Origin of the sequence: Micromonospora chalcea, assembly GCF_028768405.1 — a bacterium.
Lineage (GTDB): Bacteria > Actinomycetota > Actinomycetes > Mycobacteriales > Micromonosporaceae > Micromonospora > Micromonospora chalcea.
In genome coordinates this window covers 5,164,874-5,183,810 of the sequence record NZ_CP118233.1, presented here as the reverse complement: position 1 = coordinate 5,183,810, position 18,937 = coordinate 5,164,874, and the positions used below count along the sequence as shown (strand labels likewise).

The 18,937-nt window shown below is 71.9% G+C and carries 15 protein-coding genes; 9 read left to right on the top strand and 6 right to left on the bottom strand.

From position 1 onward, the window contains the following. Nucleotides 1–2: 2 nt before the first annotated feature. Genes PVK74_RS23255 through ssd form a run of 4 tightly spaced genes read right to left on the bottom strand, consistent with a single transcriptional unit; the run spans nt 3 to nt 4,043 of the window. Nucleotides 3–731 carry a type II secretion system F family protein gene (locus PVK74_RS23255; protein WP_274477199.1) on the bottom strand — a complete coding sequence of 243 codons (729 nt, stop codon included), beginning with the start codon at nt 729–731 and terminating at the stop codon, nt 3–5. Continuing rightward, complete coding sequence (locus PVK74_RS23250) at nt 731–1,744, bottom strand: hypothetical protein (protein ID WP_274477198.1); 1,014 nt, start codon at nt 1,742–1,744, stop codon at nt 731–733. The genes PVK74_RS23255 and PVK74_RS23250 overlap by 1 nt, the downstream gene beginning before the upstream one ends. Beyond that, nucleotides 1,741–2,943, bottom strand: a complete 1,203-nt coding sequence (locus PVK74_RS23245) for a TadA family conjugal transfer-associated ATPase (RefSeq protein WP_274477197.1) — start codon at nt 2,941–2,943, stop codon at nt 1,741–1,743. The genes PVK74_RS23250 and PVK74_RS23245 overlap by 4 nt, the downstream gene beginning before the upstream one ends. Then, on the bottom strand, nt 2,940–4,043 hold the full coding sequence (ssd, locus tag PVK74_RS23240; RefSeq protein ID WP_140946280.1) for a septum site-determining protein Ssd: 1,104 nt from the start codon (nt 4,041–4,043) through the stop codon (nt 2,940–2,942). Before ssd ends, PVK74_RS23245 begins: the two co-directional genes overlap by 4 nt. 257 nt (nt 4,044–4,300) lie before the next feature. Between ssd and PVK74_RS23235 the strand changes: the two genes are divergently transcribed. The 3 genes from PVK74_RS23235 to PVK74_RS23225 all read left to right on the top strand — a co-directional run bounded on the left by PVK74_RS23235 (nt 4,301) and on the right by PVK74_RS23225 (nt 6,561). Beyond that, nucleotides 4,301–5,017: a VHL beta domain-containing protein gene (locus PVK74_RS23235; protein WP_104114591.1), complete on the top strand. Its 717-nt coding sequence runs from the start codon at nt 4,301–4,303 to the stop codon at nt 5,015–5,017. Nucleotides 5,018–5,068: 51 nt separating this feature from the next. Then, nucleotides 5,069–6,034 (top strand): phosphotransferase enzyme family protein, encoded by a 966-nt coding sequence (locus PVK74_RS23230; RefSeq protein ID WP_274477196.1) that lies wholly within the window; start codon nt 5,069–5,071, stop codon nt 6,032–6,034. Nucleotides 6,035–6,252: 218 nt separating this feature from the next. Continuing rightward, the gene (locus tag PVK74_RS23225) at nt 6,253–6,561 is read left to right on the top strand and encodes a hypothetical protein (RefSeq protein WP_245254648.1); all 309 of its coding nucleotides are present in this window, start codon (nt 6,253–6,255) and stop codon (nt 6,559–6,561) included. A 35-nt stretch (nt 6,562–6,596) separates the two neighbouring features. On the opposite strand, the gene PVK74_RS23220 is transcribed toward PVK74_RS23225, so the two are convergent. Continuing rightward, nucleotides 6,597–7,328 (bottom strand): DUF6928 family protein, encoded by a 732-nt coding sequence (locus PVK74_RS23220; protein ID WP_274477194.1) that lies wholly within the window; start codon nt 7,326–7,328, stop codon nt 6,597–6,599. A gap of 512 nt (nt 7,329–7,840) precedes the next feature. Between PVK74_RS23220 and PVK74_RS23215 the strand changes: the two genes are divergently transcribed. Continuing rightward, nucleotides 7,841–8,647: an HAD family hydrolase gene (locus PVK74_RS23215; RefSeq protein WP_043327262.1), complete on the top strand. Its 807-nt coding sequence runs from the start codon at nt 7,841–7,843 to the stop codon at nt 8,645–8,647. A gap of 11 nt (nt 8,648–8,658) precedes the next feature. On the opposite strand, the gene PVK74_RS23210 is transcribed toward PVK74_RS23215, so the two are convergent. Next, nucleotides 8,659–9,405 (bottom strand): Fic family protein, encoded by a 747-nt coding sequence (locus PVK74_RS23210; RefSeq protein ID WP_043327263.1) that lies wholly within the window; start codon nt 9,403–9,405, stop codon nt 8,659–8,661. Nucleotides 9,406–9,627: 222 nt separating this feature from the next. Between PVK74_RS23210 and acs the strand changes: the two genes are divergently transcribed. The 5 genes from acs (at nt 9,628) to PVK74_RS23185 (ending at nt 18,936) form a co-directional block, all read left to right on the top strand. Further along, nucleotides 9,628–11,616, top strand: a complete 1,989-nt coding sequence (gene acs / locus PVK74_RS23205) for an acetate--CoA ligase (RefSeq protein ID WP_187693914.1) — start codon at nt 9,628–9,630, stop codon at nt 11,614–11,616. Nucleotides 11,617–11,847: 231 nt separating this feature from the next. Continuing rightward, nucleotides 11,848–14,631: an immune inhibitor A gene (locus PVK74_RS23200; protein WP_262419438.1), complete on the top strand. Its 2,784-nt coding sequence runs from the start codon at nt 11,848–11,850 to the stop codon at nt 14,629–14,631. A 357-nt stretch (nt 14,632–14,988) separates the two neighbouring features. Further along, nucleotides 14,989–17,391, top strand: a complete 2,403-nt coding sequence (locus tag PVK74_RS23195) for an immune inhibitor A domain-containing protein (protein WP_043327268.1) — start codon at nt 14,989–14,991, stop codon at nt 17,389–17,391. A gap of 169 nt (nt 17,392–17,560) precedes the next feature. Then, nucleotides 17,561–17,899 (top strand): hypothetical protein, encoded by a 339-nt coding sequence (locus PVK74_RS23190; RefSeq protein WP_064448442.1) that lies wholly within the window; start codon nt 17,561–17,563, stop codon nt 17,897–17,899. 104 nt (nt 17,900–18,003) lie between these two features. Further along, a complete protein-coding gene (locus PVK74_RS23185) occupies nt 18,004–18,936 on the top strand; it encodes an alpha/beta fold hydrolase (protein WP_104114587.1) in 933 nt (310 codons plus the stop codon). Nucleotide 18,937: the final 1 nt, after the last annotated feature.

Sequence of the window (18,937 nt, the reverse complement as noted above, 5' to 3'; positions counted from 1 at the left end):
GTTCACAGCACGTCGCCGAGAACAGCGACGATCACCGGCACCAGACCGGCGAGAATGAAGGCGGGCAGGAAGCAGAGCCCGAGCGGCAGCACGATGAGCACACCCGCGCGCCGGGCGGCCGCCTCCGCGGCGGTCGACCGTTCGGCGCGGAGGTCGTCGGCGAGCCGGGTCAACGCGCGAGCCAGCGCGGCACCACTGTTCGACGACCGGACCGCCGCCGCGACCACGGGTTCGGCCCCGGCCACGCAGCTCAGGTGCGCCCATGCCTCGGTTGCCGTACCGCCCAGGCCCAGCGTGCGGCCCACCCGGCCGAGCCGGTCAGCGAGCGGACCGCCGAGCGCCTCGGCGACCGCCAGCGCCGAACGGTCGACCGGCGCGCCCGCCCGCAGCGCGGCGGCCAGCAGGTCCGCGGCCAGCGGCAGATCGGCCGTCTCCCGCAGCCGTCGGTCCCGGACGACGCGCGGCTCGATCCGCCGGAGCAGGCGATCGGCGGCGACACCGGCCAGCAGCCCGAGGAACAGACCGGTCCAGCCGCCGACCACCACCGGCACGGCCAGCCCGGCCAGCGCCGCGCCCAGCCGTACCCGATCCGGCCACCACGCCGGGCGGGGCCGCCGGGGAGCCGGGGCGAGCCGGCGCAACCGCCGGGCCGGGCGGGCCGCCGGAACGGCGACGACCAGGAGCGACGCGGCGCCACCGAGGCACACGGCGGCCAGCACCTGGCGGGACATCAGACGGCCCGCCCGGGTGTGACGCCGAGCCGCTCCGCCCAGAGCAGCCCGCCGACCTGCAACGCGACGGCCGCCAGCGCGCTGCCGCCACCTACCGGCGTGTGCAGGAGCACCGCCACCGGGTCCACCCCGATGCCGTAGCCCAGGCCGATCCCGCCCAGGGGCAGCGCGGCGAGCAGCCAGGCGGTCGCCCGGGCCCCGGCGGCCTGGGCGGCGGCAGCGGCGAGCCCCCGGTCGGCGGCGCGGGCGTCGGCCTCGATCCGTTCCAGCAGGTCGGCCAGGGGCGCTCCGGTGCGGTCGGCCAGCTTCCCGGCGGCCCGGGCCAGGCGCGCGACCCGGCCCGGCCCGTCGTCCAGGTCGGCCGGCAGCCCGGCCCGCAGGTCGGCGGCGACGGCGGCGAGCCGGTCGAGGTCGCGGCGGTGCGCGAGCGCGGCCGCCCTTCGGGTACGCCGACGCAGCACCGCCCGGGCCGCGAGGACGCCGTAGGTGGCCAGCGCCAGGGCCGCCACCGGACCGCCGAGCAGCGCCCCGGACACGGCGCCGAGCAGCGCCGCCACGGGTAGCGCGCGTCGAGGCGTGAACAGCGTCGGCGGACCGGCGGCCCGGTCTCCGTCCGCCGCGAGCGTCCCCGGGCCGAGGCCGACCCACCGCCGTGCCCGATGCGCCAGCGCGGACGCAGGCCCGAGGCCGGCCCGCTTCCCTGCCCGTTGCGCCGGCTCGGGAGCAGGCCCGACGCCGGTCCACTGCCCTGCCCGGTCTGCGGCAGGGCCGGGCTTGATCCACTGATGTGCCGGGTGCCCGGCTCCGGGCCGACGTGGTTCCCGAGCGCGGCCCGGTGGCTGGCCGGACGACTGCGGTCCGGCGTCGAGCGGACCTCGCGAGCCCTTTCCCGGCTGGGTTGGGCCGCCGCCCAGGACCGCCAGTCGCCGGGCGCGACCCGCGCGTACCGGCCAGGCGACGGCCGCTGCCGCGACCGCGAGAAGCAGCGCCACCAGCCCGAGCTGCGCGGTCACGACGGTTCCGCCCCGGGCACCTGGAGGACCGGCGGCACCGGCACACCCCGCTGCCCCAGCAGGGCGCCGAGCGCACGGGCCGCCGGACCGGGTCCCCGTCCTCGTACCCAGGCCGGAACCACTGTCACCACGCGGTCGGGGCCGTCGGGCAGCAGCAGGCCGATGGAGTCCAGCACCCGTCCCTCGCCGGTCCGGCGGAGCTGGAGGACGACCTGCAGCGCGGCGGCGACCTGCGCGTGCAGTGCGAGGCGCGGCAGACCGCCGAGCATCCCGAGCGCTTCCAGCCGGGCCGGGACGTCGGCCGGAGCGTTCGCGTGCAGCGTCCCCGCCCCGCCGTCGTGGCCGGTGTTCAACGCGGCGAGCAGGTCCACCACCTCGGCGCCCCGGCACTCGCCCACGACCAGCCGGTCCGGCCGCATCCGCAGTGCCTGCCGGACCAGGTCACCGAGCCCTACCGCCCCGGCGCCCTCGACGTTCGCGGTGCGCGCCTGCAACCCGATCACGTGCGGGTGCACCGGCCGCAGCTCGGCGGCGTCCTCCACCAGCACGATCCGCTCGGTGCCGGGCACCAGCCCGAGCAGCGTGTTGAGCAGCGTCGTCTTGCCGGAGCCGGTGCCGCCGCTGACCAGGTACGCGAGGCGGCCGGCCACCACTGCGGCGAGCAGCGGGGCGGCCGGCCGGGCAACCGTGCCCCGATCCACCAGCTCGTCGAGGGTGAACGGCCGCTGCCGGAAGGTACGCAGCGACAGGTACGGCCCGTCGGTCGCCACCGGTGGCAGCACGGCGTGCAACCGGGTGCCGTCGGGCAGCCGCGCGTCGGCGTACGGCGCGGCGTCGTCCAGCCTGCGTCCGGCAGCGGCTGTGAGGCGCTGCGCCAACCGGCGTACGTCGTCGAGCGTGCCCAGCGGCACCGCCACCTGACGCAGCCCCTGCCCCCTGTCGACCCAGACCCGTACCCCGTTCACCAGCACGTCGGTGACCTGCGGGTCGGCGAGCAGCGGCGCGAGCGGACCGGCGCCGATCAGGTCGTCGTGGACCCGGTCGGCGATCCGCAGCAACGTGGTGTCGCCGAGCACCGCGGTCGCCGGTTCGGCGCGTACGGCCGAGACGATCGCCGCCGGGGTGACCGGCGTCGCCTCGGCGGCGAACCGGTGCCGGACCCGGACGGCCAGCTCCCCGGGGTCGGCCGGCCCGGTCATGCCGCACCCGCCGCCGACGACCCGACCAGCTCTTCCACGAGCCGCTGACACAGGACGGCGAGTGGGCCCTTGCCGCTCGCGCCCGGCGCCTCGCCCCGCTCCAGTCCTCGGCACAGCCCCGGCTCGGGCCGCAGCGTGCCGGCGAGCGGTAGGCCCAGCGCCCGGGACACCTCGGCCGCGCGGAGCCGGCCGGGCGCCGGGCCGCGCACGATCACCGACAGGTCGACGCAGTGTGGCGCGGCGAGGGCGGCGACCCGGGCCGCCGCGGCTGCCGCCCGCAGCTCGGCCGGTACGACGAGCAGCGCGCGGTCGGCGGCCTGGAGCGCGATCACCGCCGCGTCGTCGAGGTGCCGAGGCAGGTCTAGCACGACCAGGTCCCGCCCGCGACGGCCGGCGTCGACAGTGGCGGCCATCGCCTCGGCCGGCAGGTGCCGCAGGTCCCCGCGATCCCAGGAGAGCACCACCAGGTCGCCTCGGCTGGGCAGCGCGCGGACCAGCGACGGCGGGTCGACGCGACCGTCCGTGCCGGCCAGCTCAGGCCAGCGCAACCCGTCGAGCTGCTCCCACCCGAGTACGAGATCGAGGCCTCCGCCGAGCGGGTCGGCGTCCACAAGCAGCGTGCGCAGGCGTGACCGGGCCGCGGTGACGGCGAGCCCGCCGGCGAGCACGCTGGCCCCGGCGCCGCCCCGCCCGCCGAGCACCGCCACCACCCGCCCCGACGGCGGACCCGCCGGGCCGGCCCCGCATTCGGCGAACCGGTCGATCAGCCAGGGCTCGGCCGCCGGCAGTGTCGCGACGTGCTCCGCGCCGATCAGCTCGGCCAACTCCGTACCCGGATCGAGTTCTCCGGAGCGACCGACCAGGACCGTGCGGGCGCGGCGGGGAAGGCGTGCCCGCAGGCAGGCCGCCGCCTGGTCGGCGCCGATGAGGACCAGCGGCGCCGGCGCCCAGCGGGCCCGGGCGGCCGCCGGGTCGGCGGCCAGTTCGACCTCGGTGCCACCGGCGGCCGCGAGTCGCAACAGCTCGTCGAGAAGGTCGCCGTCGGAGGTGACGAGCAGAGGCAGGCGACGGTACGGCGGGAGCGGAGTGCGGGGCGGCATGGCTGTCTCCCTCGGTCGGACTCGGACGTGCCCGGCAGCCTGCCCGGCCGATGAGCCGAATGTGGGAGATGTGGACTCCCCTGTGGACGGCGGAACGCGATGTGGACAGACCTCGGCGGAGGAGTGGATCTGCTATGTGGCGCGAGGGTTGAGCAGCGAACGCACGGTCAGCCATTGACTACGGGGATGATCAGTAACGGATAATCGGGGACCCCTCGCCGCTCCATGGACGGCACCGGCTTTGCGGATTCGAGGCCATGACCGATTCATCGCACCCCCTCGCGATTCCCCCACCTCCGCGCCACGCGCTGCCCGACGGACCGACCGGCGGCGAGGCCTGGCTGCGCGATCCGTCACCGGCAGCGCTCGCCGCGATCGCGGTCGGACTCGTGGTAGTGGTGCTCGCCAGCATCGTCAGCGCCTTCGCGACGCCCCGCCGCCCCGACCTTCCACCGCCGATCGAGGGGCAGGCGATCCTGGCATCCCCGGCGCTGTCCAAGGGGGCCGCGGAACCACCGGAGGCGTCCTGGTCGCCGCCGCCGGTGTCGCTCTCCAGCCGCTCCGTCCTGCCCACCCGGACGGCCGAGCCGAGCCGGGCGGCCGCTCCGAGCCGGGCCGCCGCTCCGACCAGTCAGCCGGCGTCGCCGAAGCCCTCCCGTTCCAGGTCTTCGAAACCGCCTGTCGCCGGGCCCGACGAGCTCAGACCGCTGTCGCCGACACACGAACGGAGGCTGCGTTCACACGGCGGCGGGCCGGAGACGTTCATCGACTTCGTCAACACCCGGCGGGAGCGCGTCGCCGTCTACTGGCTCAACTACGAGGGCCGGCGCCAGCGGTACGCGCTGCTCGAGCCTGGGCAGTCCTACCGGCAGCAGACGTACGTCGGTCATCCCTGGGTGGTCACCGACGAGCGCGGCGGAGCGCTGGTGTGTTTCGAGCCGGCCAGGCACACCTCGCGCGCGGTGATCCGCTGACCCGACCACAACTCGCTTGCCGGCCGGGACCCCGGCTGCGACGCTCCGGCCGTGATCGACAGACCTGGCGTCGACGAGCCGCTGCTGGCCGCCGAGGTGGCCGCCGCCTGGGCCCTGAGCGTCGCCGACCTCGTGTTCCTGCCGGTGGGGCTCGACGGGAACGCCTGGGCGTACCGGGTGGACACGACCGGCGGTGCGCGGTACTTCCTGAAGCTGCGCCGCGGCGAGTTCACAGGGGCCGCCGTCGCGCTGCCCGGATTCCTCCGCGCGCGAGGCCTCCGGCAGGTCGTCGCGCCGATCGACCTGCCGGACGGCGGCGCCGCACACGGCTTCGAGGGCTACCGGCTGCTGCTCTACCCGTTCCATGAGGGCGGCAGTCTGTGGGCTCGCGGTCTAACCGACCGCCAGTGGATCGGGTACGGCGAGTTCCTGGGCCGGCTGCACCAGGTCACGCCGAGCGCCGAACTCGCCGCCGTCCTGCCGGTGGAGACCTACCGGTCGACCGCGGGCGACCGGCTGCGAACGCTCGGCGATCAGGCCGCGGCGAGCGACGCCCTCGGCGCGTTCTGGAAACGGTACGGCACCGCGCTGCACCGATTGGCGGACACGGTGGATGAGCTTGCGTCCGGTGTCACGCGCGCTCGGCACGTCATCGCCCACGCCGACATCCACCCGGGCAACCTGATCGCCGACGGCGACGGTCCGCTACACGTCGTGGACTGGGACGCGCCGATGCTCGCGCCGCGCGAGCGGGACCTGATGTTCGTCTACAGCCGGGACTTCGGCGACCACCCGGCCGACGCGCGCCGGGCCGAGCTCTTCCGGCGGGGCTACGGCCCGGTCGAGCCGGATCAGAGGTTGCTGAGTTACTACCGCGGCGAGCGGCACCTCGACGATGCCGCCGAGTTCCTTCGCAGCATCTTGAGGCCCGGGGCCAGTCCGGAGTCCCGGGCCAACGACCTGCATTGGCTCACCCGCATCGCCGAGGCCGTCGCCGACCCCGCCTACGCGCCGTGAACAGCTACTCTGGCCGCCCTGCCGGACATCTGACGTTGCGAGGTGACGTGCACAAGAGCCCTCGTCCACAGGATTGGACGGTCCGAGGTCTCCCCCTGCCCACCACGCTGGCCACCTTGCTGGAACAGGACCGTTGGCGGCACCCCGGAGACCACGTGCTCCGGAGCGTCATGCCGTGGTTCGAATACCCACTGATGTTCCCCACCAGTCTTGACGGAATGCGGTTCGAGAACAATGCCCTGGACCTCTTCGCCGACGACGCCCCGTTGTCGCAGCTGTTTCGAGTGACCCGCGGCAGCCGCATGAATCGTCCGGTCGCCCTGCCGTGGCTCGATGCCGATCGCGCGGTGTTCATCGCGGTCAACCGGGACCCTGGAGACGACGTAGCCCTCGCGCTCGACTACCGCACCGACGTCGCCGACCCGAGGGTCGTCGCCAGTGACTTCTGGACCGACCCCACCCGATGCTCCTGGCGGCTGGTGGCGCCCAGGTTCACGCAACTCCTCACGGCGCTCGGCCTCACCTGACCGGGCACGCGCCTGCTGGTCCGCCCGTCGGCGGGTCAGGAGCTGATCTCGTGCATCGTTCCGTCCGGTCCCATGCGGTACCTCCGCGGCGGTCCCATGGCTCGCAGTGCCTCCGCATATGCGGCCTGACGGGCGGCCTGTTCCTCGCCGGACGGGTCGCTCACGCGGAAGCCGTGCAGATGAACATCGTCGGGGTCGATGTCGTCGGGGGACGGACGGCCCTCGACGACGAAGCCGAACAGCGCACGCAACGCTTCCTCGCCGAGGTCGAGGGGATGAAACGGCAACGGGTACGGGCCCGGCTCGACGCGATGCTCACCGGCCCAGTACGGCAGCTCGAAGTCGTACGGCTCGCCGATGTTCTCCTGGATGCCGCCGTCGGGCGACAGGCTCAGTGATCGGACCAGCACGCCGTCCTCCCACACCGCGAAGCCGAGCCAGTCCACTGCCGAGTGCATCCCGTGCATGATGATTCGCCGCCCTGCTCCGGCCAGGCGCAGGTGCTCCGGCAGCTCGGACGGGCGGTCGACCACGAGCCGTCGGTCGCAGTACAGCTCCGCCCCGGCCAGCACGGTGGCGTACGTGACGCCGTCCGGCGGGTAGACGCCGTCGAGCAGGGTGTCGTCGTCGGCTGGTTCGACGACGTGGCCGGGGTGGACTCGACGTATCAACGCCTCGACTTCGGCTCGCGCCGATCGCCCGGCGCCACGCAGCGCCGGACGAATGTCGCCGTCAGTAAACGCCAGCAGTGCCGTCTTCGCGCCCACGCCGTTCCTCCCCGTACCGCAGAAAGCCACCTCGGACGATCATGTCGGCCTGCTGGTTCTGCGACAGGGCCTTGAGACCGATCTGCAACCAGGCCGGAGTCCGGGCATCGCGGGAAGCCGTACGGTTTCAGCCCGCCCGATGCCGGGGACGCCACCCGTAGGCGACGGGGAGGGGCTGTGACCTGCGGCGGAACGCTCCCGGCGCAAAGGGACGACCCCCGTCGGGGGGAGACGGGGGTCGTCTTGTGGTTCGGCTCCGGGGGGGTCGAGCCGAACCGACTCAGCGGTTACGGGGGGTGCAACCGCCGAGGCCTGCGGCGTCGGGAATGTGAACTCCCGTCGCGAGGACAAGCATGCCGCAGCCGACCCTTATACGTCGAGTGGTGTTCAGTCCACGCAAAGCTAATTTCTTGCACATCAGATGTGACCGCCGTCACTCCTGCGGGTGCTCATCCACTTCCATGACCCTGGGCGGACGCCTCCGCGCCGCTGTCGGGCTAGACTTTCGCGCCGTGGGCCGCAGCGCCGCTTTCTTCGATCTCGACAAGACCGTCATCGCCAAGTCAAGCGCACTGGCATTCGGTCGGCCGTTCTACCGGGACGGGCTGATCACTCGGCGTGACGTGGTCAAGTCGGCGTACGCGCAGTTGATGTTCCGGCTGGGCGGCACCGACGAGCAGACCATGGCCCGCACGCGGGACTACCTGGCCACACTCTGCAAGGGCTGGCCGGTGGAACAGGTCCGCCAGATCGTCGCGGAGACGCTGCACGAGCTGATCAACCCCTATGTGTACGCCGAGGCGGCCGCCCTCATCGAGGAGCACCAGGCCGCCGGCCGGGACGTGGTGCTGGTTTCCGCGTCGGGTGACGAGATGGTCCGGCCGATCGGTGAGCTGCTCGGGATCACCGACGTGATCGCCACCCGGATGGGTGTGGTGGACGGCCGCTACAGCGGTGAGGTCGAGTTCTACGCCGCCGGTCCGAGCAAGGTCGAGGCGGTCAGCGAGCTGGCTCTGGAACGCGACTACGACCTCAGCGACTCGTACGCGTACTCCGACTCGTACTCGGATCGGCCGCTGCTGGAGTGCGTGGGGCACCCGACGGTGGTCAACCCGGACCGGGCGCTGCGCAAGCTGGCGGTGGAGAACTCGTGGCCGGTGCTGGAGTTCCGGCACCCGATTCCGCTGGGCCGCCGCCTGCGTGAGCGGCCGGCCGTGCCGGTCGCGGCGGCGGCGCTCGGTGTCGGAGTCGGCGTGGCCATCGGCATCGCCTGGTACGGCCGGCACCGCCGCACCCGCGCCGCCGCGCCGACCGCCTGACACCCGCGACCTCAGGACGCGGCGAGGATCTCGTCGCCGATGAGCGTGATCTGGTCGGCGCCGACCTCGACAGCCGTCATGTAGTGCCGCAGCCAGGAGCGCAGGCCGTCGGGCGTGCCGGTGGCGAACGCGCCGGCCGCGCCCACGTACTCCGGTTCGCGCTCGCGGTGACCGACGTCGACAGCGACCAGCCCGCGGGGGTCGAACCCGGTGGAGATCAGCACCAGCCGGGCGGCGGCGCGGGCCACCACCCCGGACGGGCCGGGGAACGGGCGCAGGTTCAGCAGCTCGCCGTGTACGACGGCGGCCAGCACCAGCGGCGGCACCTTGGTGCCGCCGGCGACCAGGGCGGCCAGGCCGTCGAGGCGGGCCGCGACCACCGGGTCGGCGACCGGCCGGCCCAACTCCTCCTCGGTCACCACGTCGCGGGCGGCGAGCACGTGCAGCCGGGCCAGCACCTGCCGGGGCGCCTTGGGCCAGAGGTCGCTGAGCCCGGGCAGCGCTCCGGCCACCCGCAGCGCGCCCTGCATCACCGGGTCGGTGACGGTGCCGGCGCGCACCTCCTCGCGGTCGTGGACGCGGCCCTCCAGCGCGGCGCTGGCCACGGCGGAGCGGAGGCTGACCTCGGCGGCGACCTGGCCGCCCTGGCGGCGCAGCGCGCGGTGCCGGTGGGCCAGGTCGACCCGCTCGCGGGCCTGCTCGACGGCGGGGGCGACGTCGGCGAGCGCGAGCAGCGGGGCGAGCGGATCGGTGGTCACCCCGTCACGCTAGCGACCGCCGGGCTCCCCCCATGCCCGGGGTTGTTAATAAGGGTCCCTTCCTCTACCGGAGGCGTTAACAAGGGGCCCTTCCTTACACCTCGGCGCGAGGGGAGGGCCGCTGGGCGCGCGGTGCGGGGCCGGGCGGTCGCGACCGGGGTACGGCGGGACTAACCTTCCCCGGAGTAGGAGACGCAGGTCACGCGACGAAGGAGTCACCGCATGAGCGAGGCATTGGCCAACTTGCTGAACGAGACGCGCCAGTTCCCGCCGCCGGCTGAACTCGCCGCGAACGCCAACGTGACCGCCGAGGCGTACGAGGAGGCGGCCGGTGACCGGCTGGCCTTCTGGGCGCGTCAGGCCGGCCGGCTGGCCTGGGCCCAGCCGTGGGAGCAGGTGCTCGACTGGTCGAACGCCCCGTTCGCGAAGTGGTTCACCGGGGGCACGCTGAACGTGGCGTACAACTGCCTGGACCGGCACGTCGAGGCGGGCCTCGGCGACAAGGTGGCGATCCACTGGGAGGGCGAGCCCGGCGACACCCGCACCGTCACCTACGCCGACCTGCACCGGCTCACCTGCCAGGCGGCGAACGCGCTGACCGAGCTGGGCGTGACCGCCGGCGACCGGGTGGCGATCTACATGCCGATGATCCCGGAGGCGGCGGTGGCGATGCTCGCCTGCGCCCGGATCGGCGCCACGCACAGCGTGGTGTTCGGCGGCTTCTCCGCCGACGCGCTCACCAACCGGATCCAGGACGCCAGCGCCAAGGTGGTGATCACCGCGGACGGCGGGTACCGGCGGGGCAAGCCGTCGGCGCTCAAGCCGACCGTGGACGAGGCGGTGGCGAAGTGCCCGTCGGTGGAGCACGTGCTGGTGGTGCGGCGTACCGGTGAGGAGGTCGCCTGGTCGGGCAGGGACCACTGGTGGCACGAGACGGTGGAGACGGCGGCGCCGGAGCACGAGGCGCAGCCGTTCGACGCCGAGCACCCGCTGTTCATCCTCTACACCAGCGGCACGACCGCCCGGCCGAAGGGCATCCTGCACACCACCGGCGGCTACCTGACCCAGGCGTCGTACACCACGCACGCGGTGTTCGACCTGAAGCCGGAGTCGGACGTCTACTGGTGCACGGCCGACATCGGCTGGGTGACCGGGCACTCCTACATCGTGTACGGCCCGCTCTCCAACGGCGCCACCCAGGTCATGTACGAGGGCACGCCGGACACCCCGCACAAGGGCCGGTTCTGGGAGATCGTCGACAAGTACAAGGTGACCATCCTGTACACGGCGCCGACGCTGATCCGCACCATGATGAAGTGGGGCGAGGACATCCCGGCCGGGTACGACCTGTCGTCGCTGCGTCTGCTCGGCAGCGTCGGTGAGCCGATCAACCCGGAGGCGTGGATCTGGTACCGGCAGCACGTCGGCCGCGGTGAGCTGCCGGTGGTGGACACCTGGTGGCAGACCGAGACCGGCGCCATCATGATCTCGCCGCTGCCCGGTGTGACCGAGGCGAAGCCCGGCTCGGCGATGGGCCCGCTGCCCGGCATCGTCGCCGACGTGGTGGACGACCAGGGTGAGTCGGTGCCGAACGGCGGCGGCGGTTACCTGGTGCTGAAGGAGCCGTGGCCGTCGATGCTGCGGACGGTGTGGGGTGACGACAACCGTTTCCTGGAGACGTACTGGTCGCGGTTCGGCGCGGGCGCCAACATCGGCGACGAGTGGGTCTACTTCGCCGGTGACGGGGCGAAGAAGGACGACGACGGGCACATCTGGCTGCTCGGCCGGGTGGACGACGTGATGCTGGTGTCCGGCCACAACATCTCCACCACGGAGGTGGAGTCGGCGCTGGTCAGCCACCCGTCGGTGGCGGAGGCGGCGGTGGTCGGCGCGACCGACCCGACCACCGGGCAGGCGATCGTCGCGTTCGCCATCCCGCGCGGCACCGCGGAAACCGCCGGCGACGCGGGCGAGCAGCTCATCGCCGAGCTGCGCAACCACGTGGCGAAGACGCTCGGCCCGATCGCGAAGCCGCGGCAGATCATGCTGGTGCCGGAGCTGCCGAAGACCCGCTCCGGCAAGATCATGCGCCGGTTGCTGCGGGACGTGGCGGAGAACCGGTCGCTCGGCGACGTGACCACACTCCAGGACTCCTCGGTGATGGAGTTGATCTCGTCGGGGATGAGCAGCGGCAAGTCCGACGAGGACTGACGACAGCCGACCAGGGGGCGGACCGCGGCGCGGTCCGCCCCCTTCGTCGTATCCGGGATCCGCGCCGGTCGATCGGGGGACCCGATCTGACCTGATCGGCCAGAGCACTTTTCCACCACTGTCGATGTCGCTTGTTGTCGGTTACGTTCAGCCGCACCGGCGGATTTCGACGAGCGTCAGTGAGACGGCCGGTTCCCCACCATTCCCTACGAACGGAGTGGCATGCTCCCCATGTCGCAGCACAGGGCACGGCGACGCTTACTCGTCGCGCTGCCCGTCATCGCGCTCGCGGCCACGTCGCTGACCGTGACGGGCAGCGCGGCGGCCCAGCCGTCCCGGTCCGCACCGGTCACGATCGGGGCGGACGAGCACTACATCAACTACGCCGAGCCCGAGGTGCAGCCGGACACCGGCGGCAAGGAGATCAAGGGCCGTGACGGCGTCTTCACCTCGCCCGCGGACGAGGCCCGCGCCTACGACCGCAAGTACGCCGGGGGCAACCCGATCGCGGCCCGTGAGCTGGCCAAGCTGGAGGCCAAGTCCATCCGGACCGGCAAGAGCCCTCGCAAGATCAAGCAGGCAAAGAGTACGCAGACCGCCAAGCTGCTGACGCTGCTCGTCGAGTTCAACGACAACGCCAACGACGACTTCACCGACGTGATGGTCCCGAAGACGGTGTTCGAGGACCGCACCTGCGTTCCCGGCACGGTGCAGAACGGGCCGCGGCACAACACCATCCCGAACCCGGCCACGCTGCCGCACAAGGACAACAACTCGATGTGGGTGCCGGACTTCTCGCCGGCCCACTACGACAAGATGCTCTACAGCAAGAAGGGCATCACCGAGCGGGTCCGCAAGGACCTCAAGGGGCCGGACGGCAAGCCGGGCATCAGCCTCGCCGGGCGGACCATGCACAACATGTACCTGGAGATGTCCAAGGGCGCGTACACGGTGGACGGGCAGGCCACCCCGTGGATCACGGTGCCGCACTCGGAGGGCTGGTACGCCGCGTCGCGCTGTTTCCAGGACGAGAACGGCAACTGGGTCGCCGGGCGTGAGCAGTCGATGAACGGCCACCCGGACAACCCGCAGGGCGCCGGCCGCCTCGCCACCGACGCGATCGACGCGCTGGCCGCGGCCGACCCGAACTTCCCCTGGGCCGACTACGACATCGAGGACCAGAGCGACCGCGACGGCGACGGCAACTACCACGAGCCGGACGGCGTGATCGACCACCTGGTGCTGGTGCACGCCAACCAGGGCAAGTCCCGTGGCGGCGGCGACATCGGCATCTACTCGGTCTGGGCGCACTCCTCGACGGTGGCCGGCGGCTACACGATCCCCGGCACCAACCTGAAGGTGTCGAACTACATCGTGCAGCCGGAGGACGCCGGCGTCGGCGTCTTCGCCCACGAGTTCGGCCACGACCTGGGCCTGCCGGACCTCTACGACACCTCCGGCAACGCCGACTCGGACGTGGACTTCTGGGACCTGATGGCGTCCGGCTCGCACTCCGGCGAGATCTTCCAGGCGCTGCCCACCCACATGGGCCTGTGGGACAAGTGGGTGCTGGGCTGGGCCGAGCCGAAGACGTTCGGGCCGGGTGACCGGTCCAAACTGGTCAAGCTCGGGCAGACGTCGCGTACGCCGGTCGGCACCGAGGACGGCATCAAGATCGACCTGCCGGACAAGGTGATCTCACTGGCGACGCCGCACAGCGGCGGCAACATGTGGTACTCCGGCGCGGACCAGAACTGGGCCGACGTCAAGCTCAGCCGCACGGTGACCGTCCCGAACGCCGCCGACGCGAAGTTCTGGATGTGGAACAACTACGTCATCGAGGCGGACTGGGACTTCGGCTTCGTCGAGGTCTCCACCGACGGCGGCGCCACCTGGAACGAGCAGAAGGTGTACGCCGAGGGCGGCGCGCTGGTCTCCACAAACGACGGCTACCCCGACCCGAACGGCCGGATGGTCGACTTCGGCAACAAGAAGTACGGCCTGAGCGGCAGCACCGGCGGCTGGCGGCACGACTACGTCGACCTGTCGTCGTTCGCCGGGCAGACCGTGCAGGTGCGGCTGCGGTACGCCACCGACGAGGCGTTCGTCGAGCGCGGCTGGTTCGCCGACGACTTCTCGGTGACCGGCGGCGGCGCCACCACCTGGAGCGACGACGTGGAGAGCGGCGCGGCGGGCTGGACCCAGACCGGCGGCACCTTCACCGACACCAGCGGCGCGGGTTGGTACATCGACTCGGGCACGCAGGTCAAGTCGCACTACTACCTGGCCGAGTGGCGTAACTTCGACGGCTTCGACAACGGCCTGAAGTACACCTACGACACCGTCTACTCGCACGAGGCCTGGAAGGTCGACCGGATCGCGTACAACGCGCCGGGCATGCTGGTCTGGTACCGGGACACCCAGCTCGGCGACGTCAACCACGTCACCGCGCAGATGACCGCGCTGCCCAGCTACGGCGCCAAGGGCGGTCTGCTGATCGTCGACTCGCACAACGACCCGCTGCGCCGCAAGGGCACCGCGGCCGAGAAGGACCCGTCGGTGCTGAAGAACCTGCCCAGCCGGCCGCAGTCCTCCAACGCCGCGTTCGGCCTCAAGCCCACGTACCCGTTCAAGGAGTGCCTGGAGGCGGCGGACGAGCCGTACAGCGAGTACTGCACGAAGTTCGGCCCGCAGGCGCCGGTGAAGGGCTTCACCGACGCCAAGGGCTGGTACCCGGGCATCGAGATCCGTGACGGCGCCGCGTACGCGCGGGACAACGACGCCTCGGTGGTCGTCCCGTCGCGGGGCAACCAGCAGTACACGACCCGGGTGGTGAACTCGGACGGCTCTCCGGCGACGGACTACTACGGTTCGACGCTGGGTGGCGGGGCGATCGTGCTCGGCACCGGCAACCCGGGTGACGCGGGCGTCCAGTACGGCGTCTCGATCATCATCAAGCGGGCCGCCAAGGACAACTCGTACGCCCAGGTGTACGTGGTCCCGCCGCGTCCCTGAAACGGGCGCGGTCAAAGCGGAACCGGAATGACCGAAAAATGATCTGATCTAGCTCGATGGGGGAAGGGCCGGGAGCGTGAGCGCTCCCGGCCCTTCCGCTAACCCATTAATCCATGCATGTCTCTGCAATCGCCGCTCCGCGCATCGTCGCTGGTCAACGGCTCGGTGACGGGCAGGTGTGTGACGGTGAAAAGCGTTCTCAACAAAAAGTTGCAACAAATCGACGCACGCGTCTTCCCACCAGTCGCAGCAGTGTCTATGTTCACCCTTGGTCCCACCAGTGGACCGTTCCACCGGCCCGTACCCCCAGTTGGGCCGGTTCCCTCACACCGGAGGTACCACGTGCGCAAAGTCGCAGTGGGTCTGCTCGGGCTTTCGCTGACCGCGACGGGGCTGGTGGCAGGCACGGCCGCCAGCGCCGCGCCGACGCCGAAGCTGCCGGCCGCCGCTCCGTCGGTGGCCGAGCCTGCGCAGGCTGAGCACGACCTGCCCAACCCGCTCGAGGAGAAGCGGCGCGCGCTGCGCCAGGAAGGCCTCAGCGAGGTCCTGTCCGGCAGGGCGAAGGCCCAGAAGATCAACGGCAGCACGGTCGTCAAGGTCGGCGAGCGGGCCGCCGCCGGTCCCGCGGCGGGCAAGGCAGCCAAGAGCACCAAGGCCGGCAAGGGTCCGACCAAGGACCAGTACGTCGAACTCTCCCGCGAGCGGACCGACAGGATCTTCGTCATCCTCGCGGAGTTCGGCGACGAGCGGCACCCGAACTACCCGGACCAGGACACCGACCCGGACACCCCGGGCCCGACCCGGTTCGACGGTCCGCTCCGCAACCAGATCCCCCAGCCCAACCGCGCGGTGGACAACTCCACGGTCTGGCAGGCGGACTACAGCGCCGACTACTACCGGCAGCTGTACTTCGGCACCAACCCGGGCGACGAGTCGCTGAAGCAGTACTACGAGGCCCAGTCCTCGGGTCGGTACAGCGTCGACGGCGAGGTCACCAACTGGGTGAAGGTGCGGTACAACGAGGCTCGCTACGGCCGCTCCGGCGGCTACCCGTGTGCCTCGAACGTCTGCACCAACACCTGGGCCCTGGTCCGCGACGCCGCCAACCAGTGGGTCGCCGACCAGAAGGCGCAGGGCCGCTCCGACGCGGAGATCGCCGCGGACGTCAAGGCGATGGACCAGTGGGACCGGTACGACTTCGACGGCGACGGCGACTTCAACGAGCCGGACGGCTACATCGACCACTTCCAGATCGTCCACGCCGGCGGCGACGAGGCCGACGGTGACCCGTACCAGGGTGAGGACGCCATCTGGAGCCACCGGTGGTACGCCTTCGCCAGCGACCAGGGCAACACCGGCCCGGAGAACTTCCCGGCCGGCGGCACCCAGATCGGCAACACCGGCGTCTGGATCGGTGACTACACGATCCAGCCGGAGAACGGTGGCCGGAGCGTCTTCTACCACGAGTACGGCCACGACCTCGGTCTGCCGGACGACTACAACGTGGTCAGCGGTGGGGACAACAACAACGAGCACTGGACCCTGATGGCCCAGAGCCGGCTCGGCGCCAAGAACGACGGCGGCATCGGCGAGCGCGGTGGCGACCTCGGCGCCTGGAACAAGCTCCAGCTCGGCTGGCTCGACTACGAGGTGATCGTGGCCGGCCAGAAGCGCACCCTGGAACTCGGGCCGCAGGAGTACAACTCCAACAAGGCCCAGGGCGCCGTGGTGGTGCTGCCGCAGCGGGAGTACACGTTCCAGAACGGCAAGCCGTTCGAGGGTACGAAGCAGTTCTTCTCGGGCAACGACGACGACCTGAACAACACGATGACGCGCACTGTCGACCTCACCGGGAAGACCAGCGCCGCGCTGTCGATGAAGGGTCGCTACAGCATCGAGGCGGACTACGACTACCTGTTCTTCGAGGCGTCCACCGACGGTGGCCAGACCTGGACCTCGCTGCCCGGTACGGCCAACGGCACCCCGCTGAAGGAGATCTCCCCCGGGCGCTACGCCCTGGACGGCTCCAGCAACGACCAGTGGGTCGACGTCAACATCCCGATGGACGCGGTCGCCGGCAAGGTCGTGCAGTTCCGGCTCCGCTACCAGACGGACGGCGGCGTGTCCGAGGGCGGCTTCTACGGTGACGCGATCACCGTGACCGCCGACGGTCAGACCCTCCTCACCGACGGCGCCGAGGCCGGTGCCAACGGCTGGACCCTCAGCGGCTTCAGCATCGTCGAGGAGACCTACACCCGTAAGTTCGACAACTACTACATCGCCGGTCACCGGTCGTACGTCTCGTACGACAAGTACCTCAAGACCGGCCCGTACTTCTTCGGCTACGCGAACACCCGCCCGGACTACGTGGACCACTACGCGTACCAGGAGGGTCTGCTGATCTCCTACTGGAACCTGCGGTTCGCGGACAACGACACGTTCGCGCACCCGGGTGAGGGTCGGAACATGATCATCGACGCGCACCCGCGGCCGATCTACAACCTGACCGGCCAGCCCTGGCGGGCCCGTGTCCAGGTCTACGACGCGCCGTTCAGCCTGAAGAAGGCCGACTCGTTCACGCTGCACATCAACAGCCAGCCGCAGTACATCCGCGGTCAGGACGCGCAGCCGCTGTTCGACGACACCAAGCAGTACTGGTACCCGGAGCTGCCGAACCACGGCGTCAAGCTCCCGGCCACCGGCACCAAGATCAAGGTCCTGGAGCAGAACGGCACCTCGCTGAAGGTCCGCTTCTCCTGATCCACTGATCGACGCGCCACGCGATGCCCGGGCGGGCTCACCGCCCGGGCATCGCCCTTTCCGGGAACCCGGCGTACCCCGCCCGCGTCCCATCCGTTCGACACCCGCCCCACGCTGCCGGCCGCCCCACGACGGCGCTGATCGACGGCGCGGCCGAGACGGAGGATCCGTGTCCGACGACCACCAGCCGGCCGCGAGCGGCGCGGGCACGCCCGCCGACCGGCCCACGCCACTGTCCGCCACCGAACTGCCGACGCTGCGGCGTCCCGCCGGCCCGCCGAGGAAGCCGACCGACAACCGCCCGGCCGGCGTCGTCGCCGGATGGATCACCCGGGGCGGCGCCGGACCCTGCTACGGCCTGATGGACGAGAACGGCACGGAGTACGCCGTGTACGGCCCGGACGCCGGGGAGTTGCGCAAGGGCGACTTCGTCTCACTGCGGCTCACCGCGCGGGACCGCTCGGTGGACTGCGGGCCCGGCATCCCCATGCGCGTCGCCGAATCCTGACCCCGCAAGCGGTCGCCGGGCCACATGGGTCACCTCCCGGAGAAATCCCTGATCCTGGTCACCTGCGAGCCCGATGCGCGATCGGCGGCCCTAGGCTGTGCCCCATGACCGACCAGCGCGGCGGACCCGTCGACGAGTCCTGCGTCCTGCCCGAGGGGCCGTGGACGCACCGGTTCGTCGGTGCCAACGGCAGCCGGTTCCACGTCGTCGAGGCGGGCGCCGGTCCGATGGTGCTCTTCCTCCACGGCTTCCCCGAGTACTGGTACGCCTGGCACGAGATGCTGCCGGCGGTCGCGGACGCCGGCTTCCGGGCGGTCGCCGTCGACCTGCGCGGCTACGGCGCGAGCGACAAACCACCCCGGGGGTACGACGGCTACACGCTCGCCGCCGACGTCGCCGGCCTGATCCGCGCACTCGGCGAGCGATCGGCCACGGTGGTCGGCACCGGCGCGGGCGGGCTCATCGGCTGGACCGCCGCCTCCTTCCACCCGACCCTGGTCCGGCGGCTCGTGGTGCTCGGCGCGCCGCACCCGCTGCGGCTGCGGGCCGCCATCTTCGCCGACCCGCGCGGCCAGTTCGCCTCGGCCACCGCGACGCTCAAGTTCCAGCTCCCCCGCTACGAGCACGTCCTGACCCGGGACGACGCCGCCGAGGTGGAGGAGATCCTGCGCCGGTGGGGCGGCCCGCGTTGGGCGGACAGCCCCGACTTCGCCGCCTACGCCCACTGCTGCCGGGTCGCGATGCAGATCCCGCAGGCCGCGTTCTGCGCGATGGAGGGCTACCGCTGGGCGTTCCGCTCGGTGCTGCGGCTGCACGGCTACCGCTTCGTGAAGCTGATGCAGAAGCCGCTCGTCACGCCGACCCTGCAACTGCACGGCGCGCTGGACCGCGCGTCGCTTCCCCGTACCGCCCAGGGCTCCGGCCGCTACGTCAGCGCGCCGTACGAGTGGCGGCTGCTCGACGACGTGGGGCACTTCCCCCACGTGGAGGCCCGTGACCTGGTGCTCGGCGAGGTCCTGCGCTGGGCGAAGTCCTGAC

Excerpts from the sequence above, each read along its gene's own strand:
- acs (WP_187693914.1), top strand. The coding sequence starts at position 9,628 with ATGAGCGAGGCATTGGCCAACTTGCTGAACGAGACGCGCCAGTTCCCG.
- PVK74_RS23200 (WP_262419438.1), top strand. The coding sequence starts at position 11,848 with ATGTCGCAGCACAGGGCACGGCGACGCTTACTCGTCGCGCTGCCCGTC.
- PVK74_RS23235 (WP_104114591.1), top strand. The coding sequence starts at position 4,301 with ATGACCGATTCATCGCACCCCCTCGCGATTCCCCCACCTCCGCGCCAC.
- PVK74_RS23225 (WP_245254648.1), top strand. The coding sequence starts at position 6,253 with ATGCGGTTCGAGAACAATGCCCTGGACCTCTTCGCCGACGACGCCCCG.
- ssd (WP_140946280.1), bottom strand. The coding sequence starts at position 4,043 with ATGCCGCCCCGCACTCCGCTCCCGCCGTACCGTCGCCTGCCTCTGCTC.
- PVK74_RS23185 (WP_104114587.1), top strand. The coding sequence starts at position 18,004 with ATGACCGACCAGCGCGGCGGACCCGTCGACGAGTCCTGCGTCCTGCCC.
- PVK74_RS23245 (WP_274477197.1), bottom strand. The coding sequence starts at position 2,943 with ATGACCGGGCCGGCCGACCCCGGGGAGCTGGCCGTCCGGGTCCGGCAC.
- PVK74_RS23255 (WP_274477199.1), bottom strand. The coding sequence starts at position 731 with ATGTCCCGCCAGGTGCTGGCCGCCGTGTGCCTCGGTGGCGCCGCGTCG.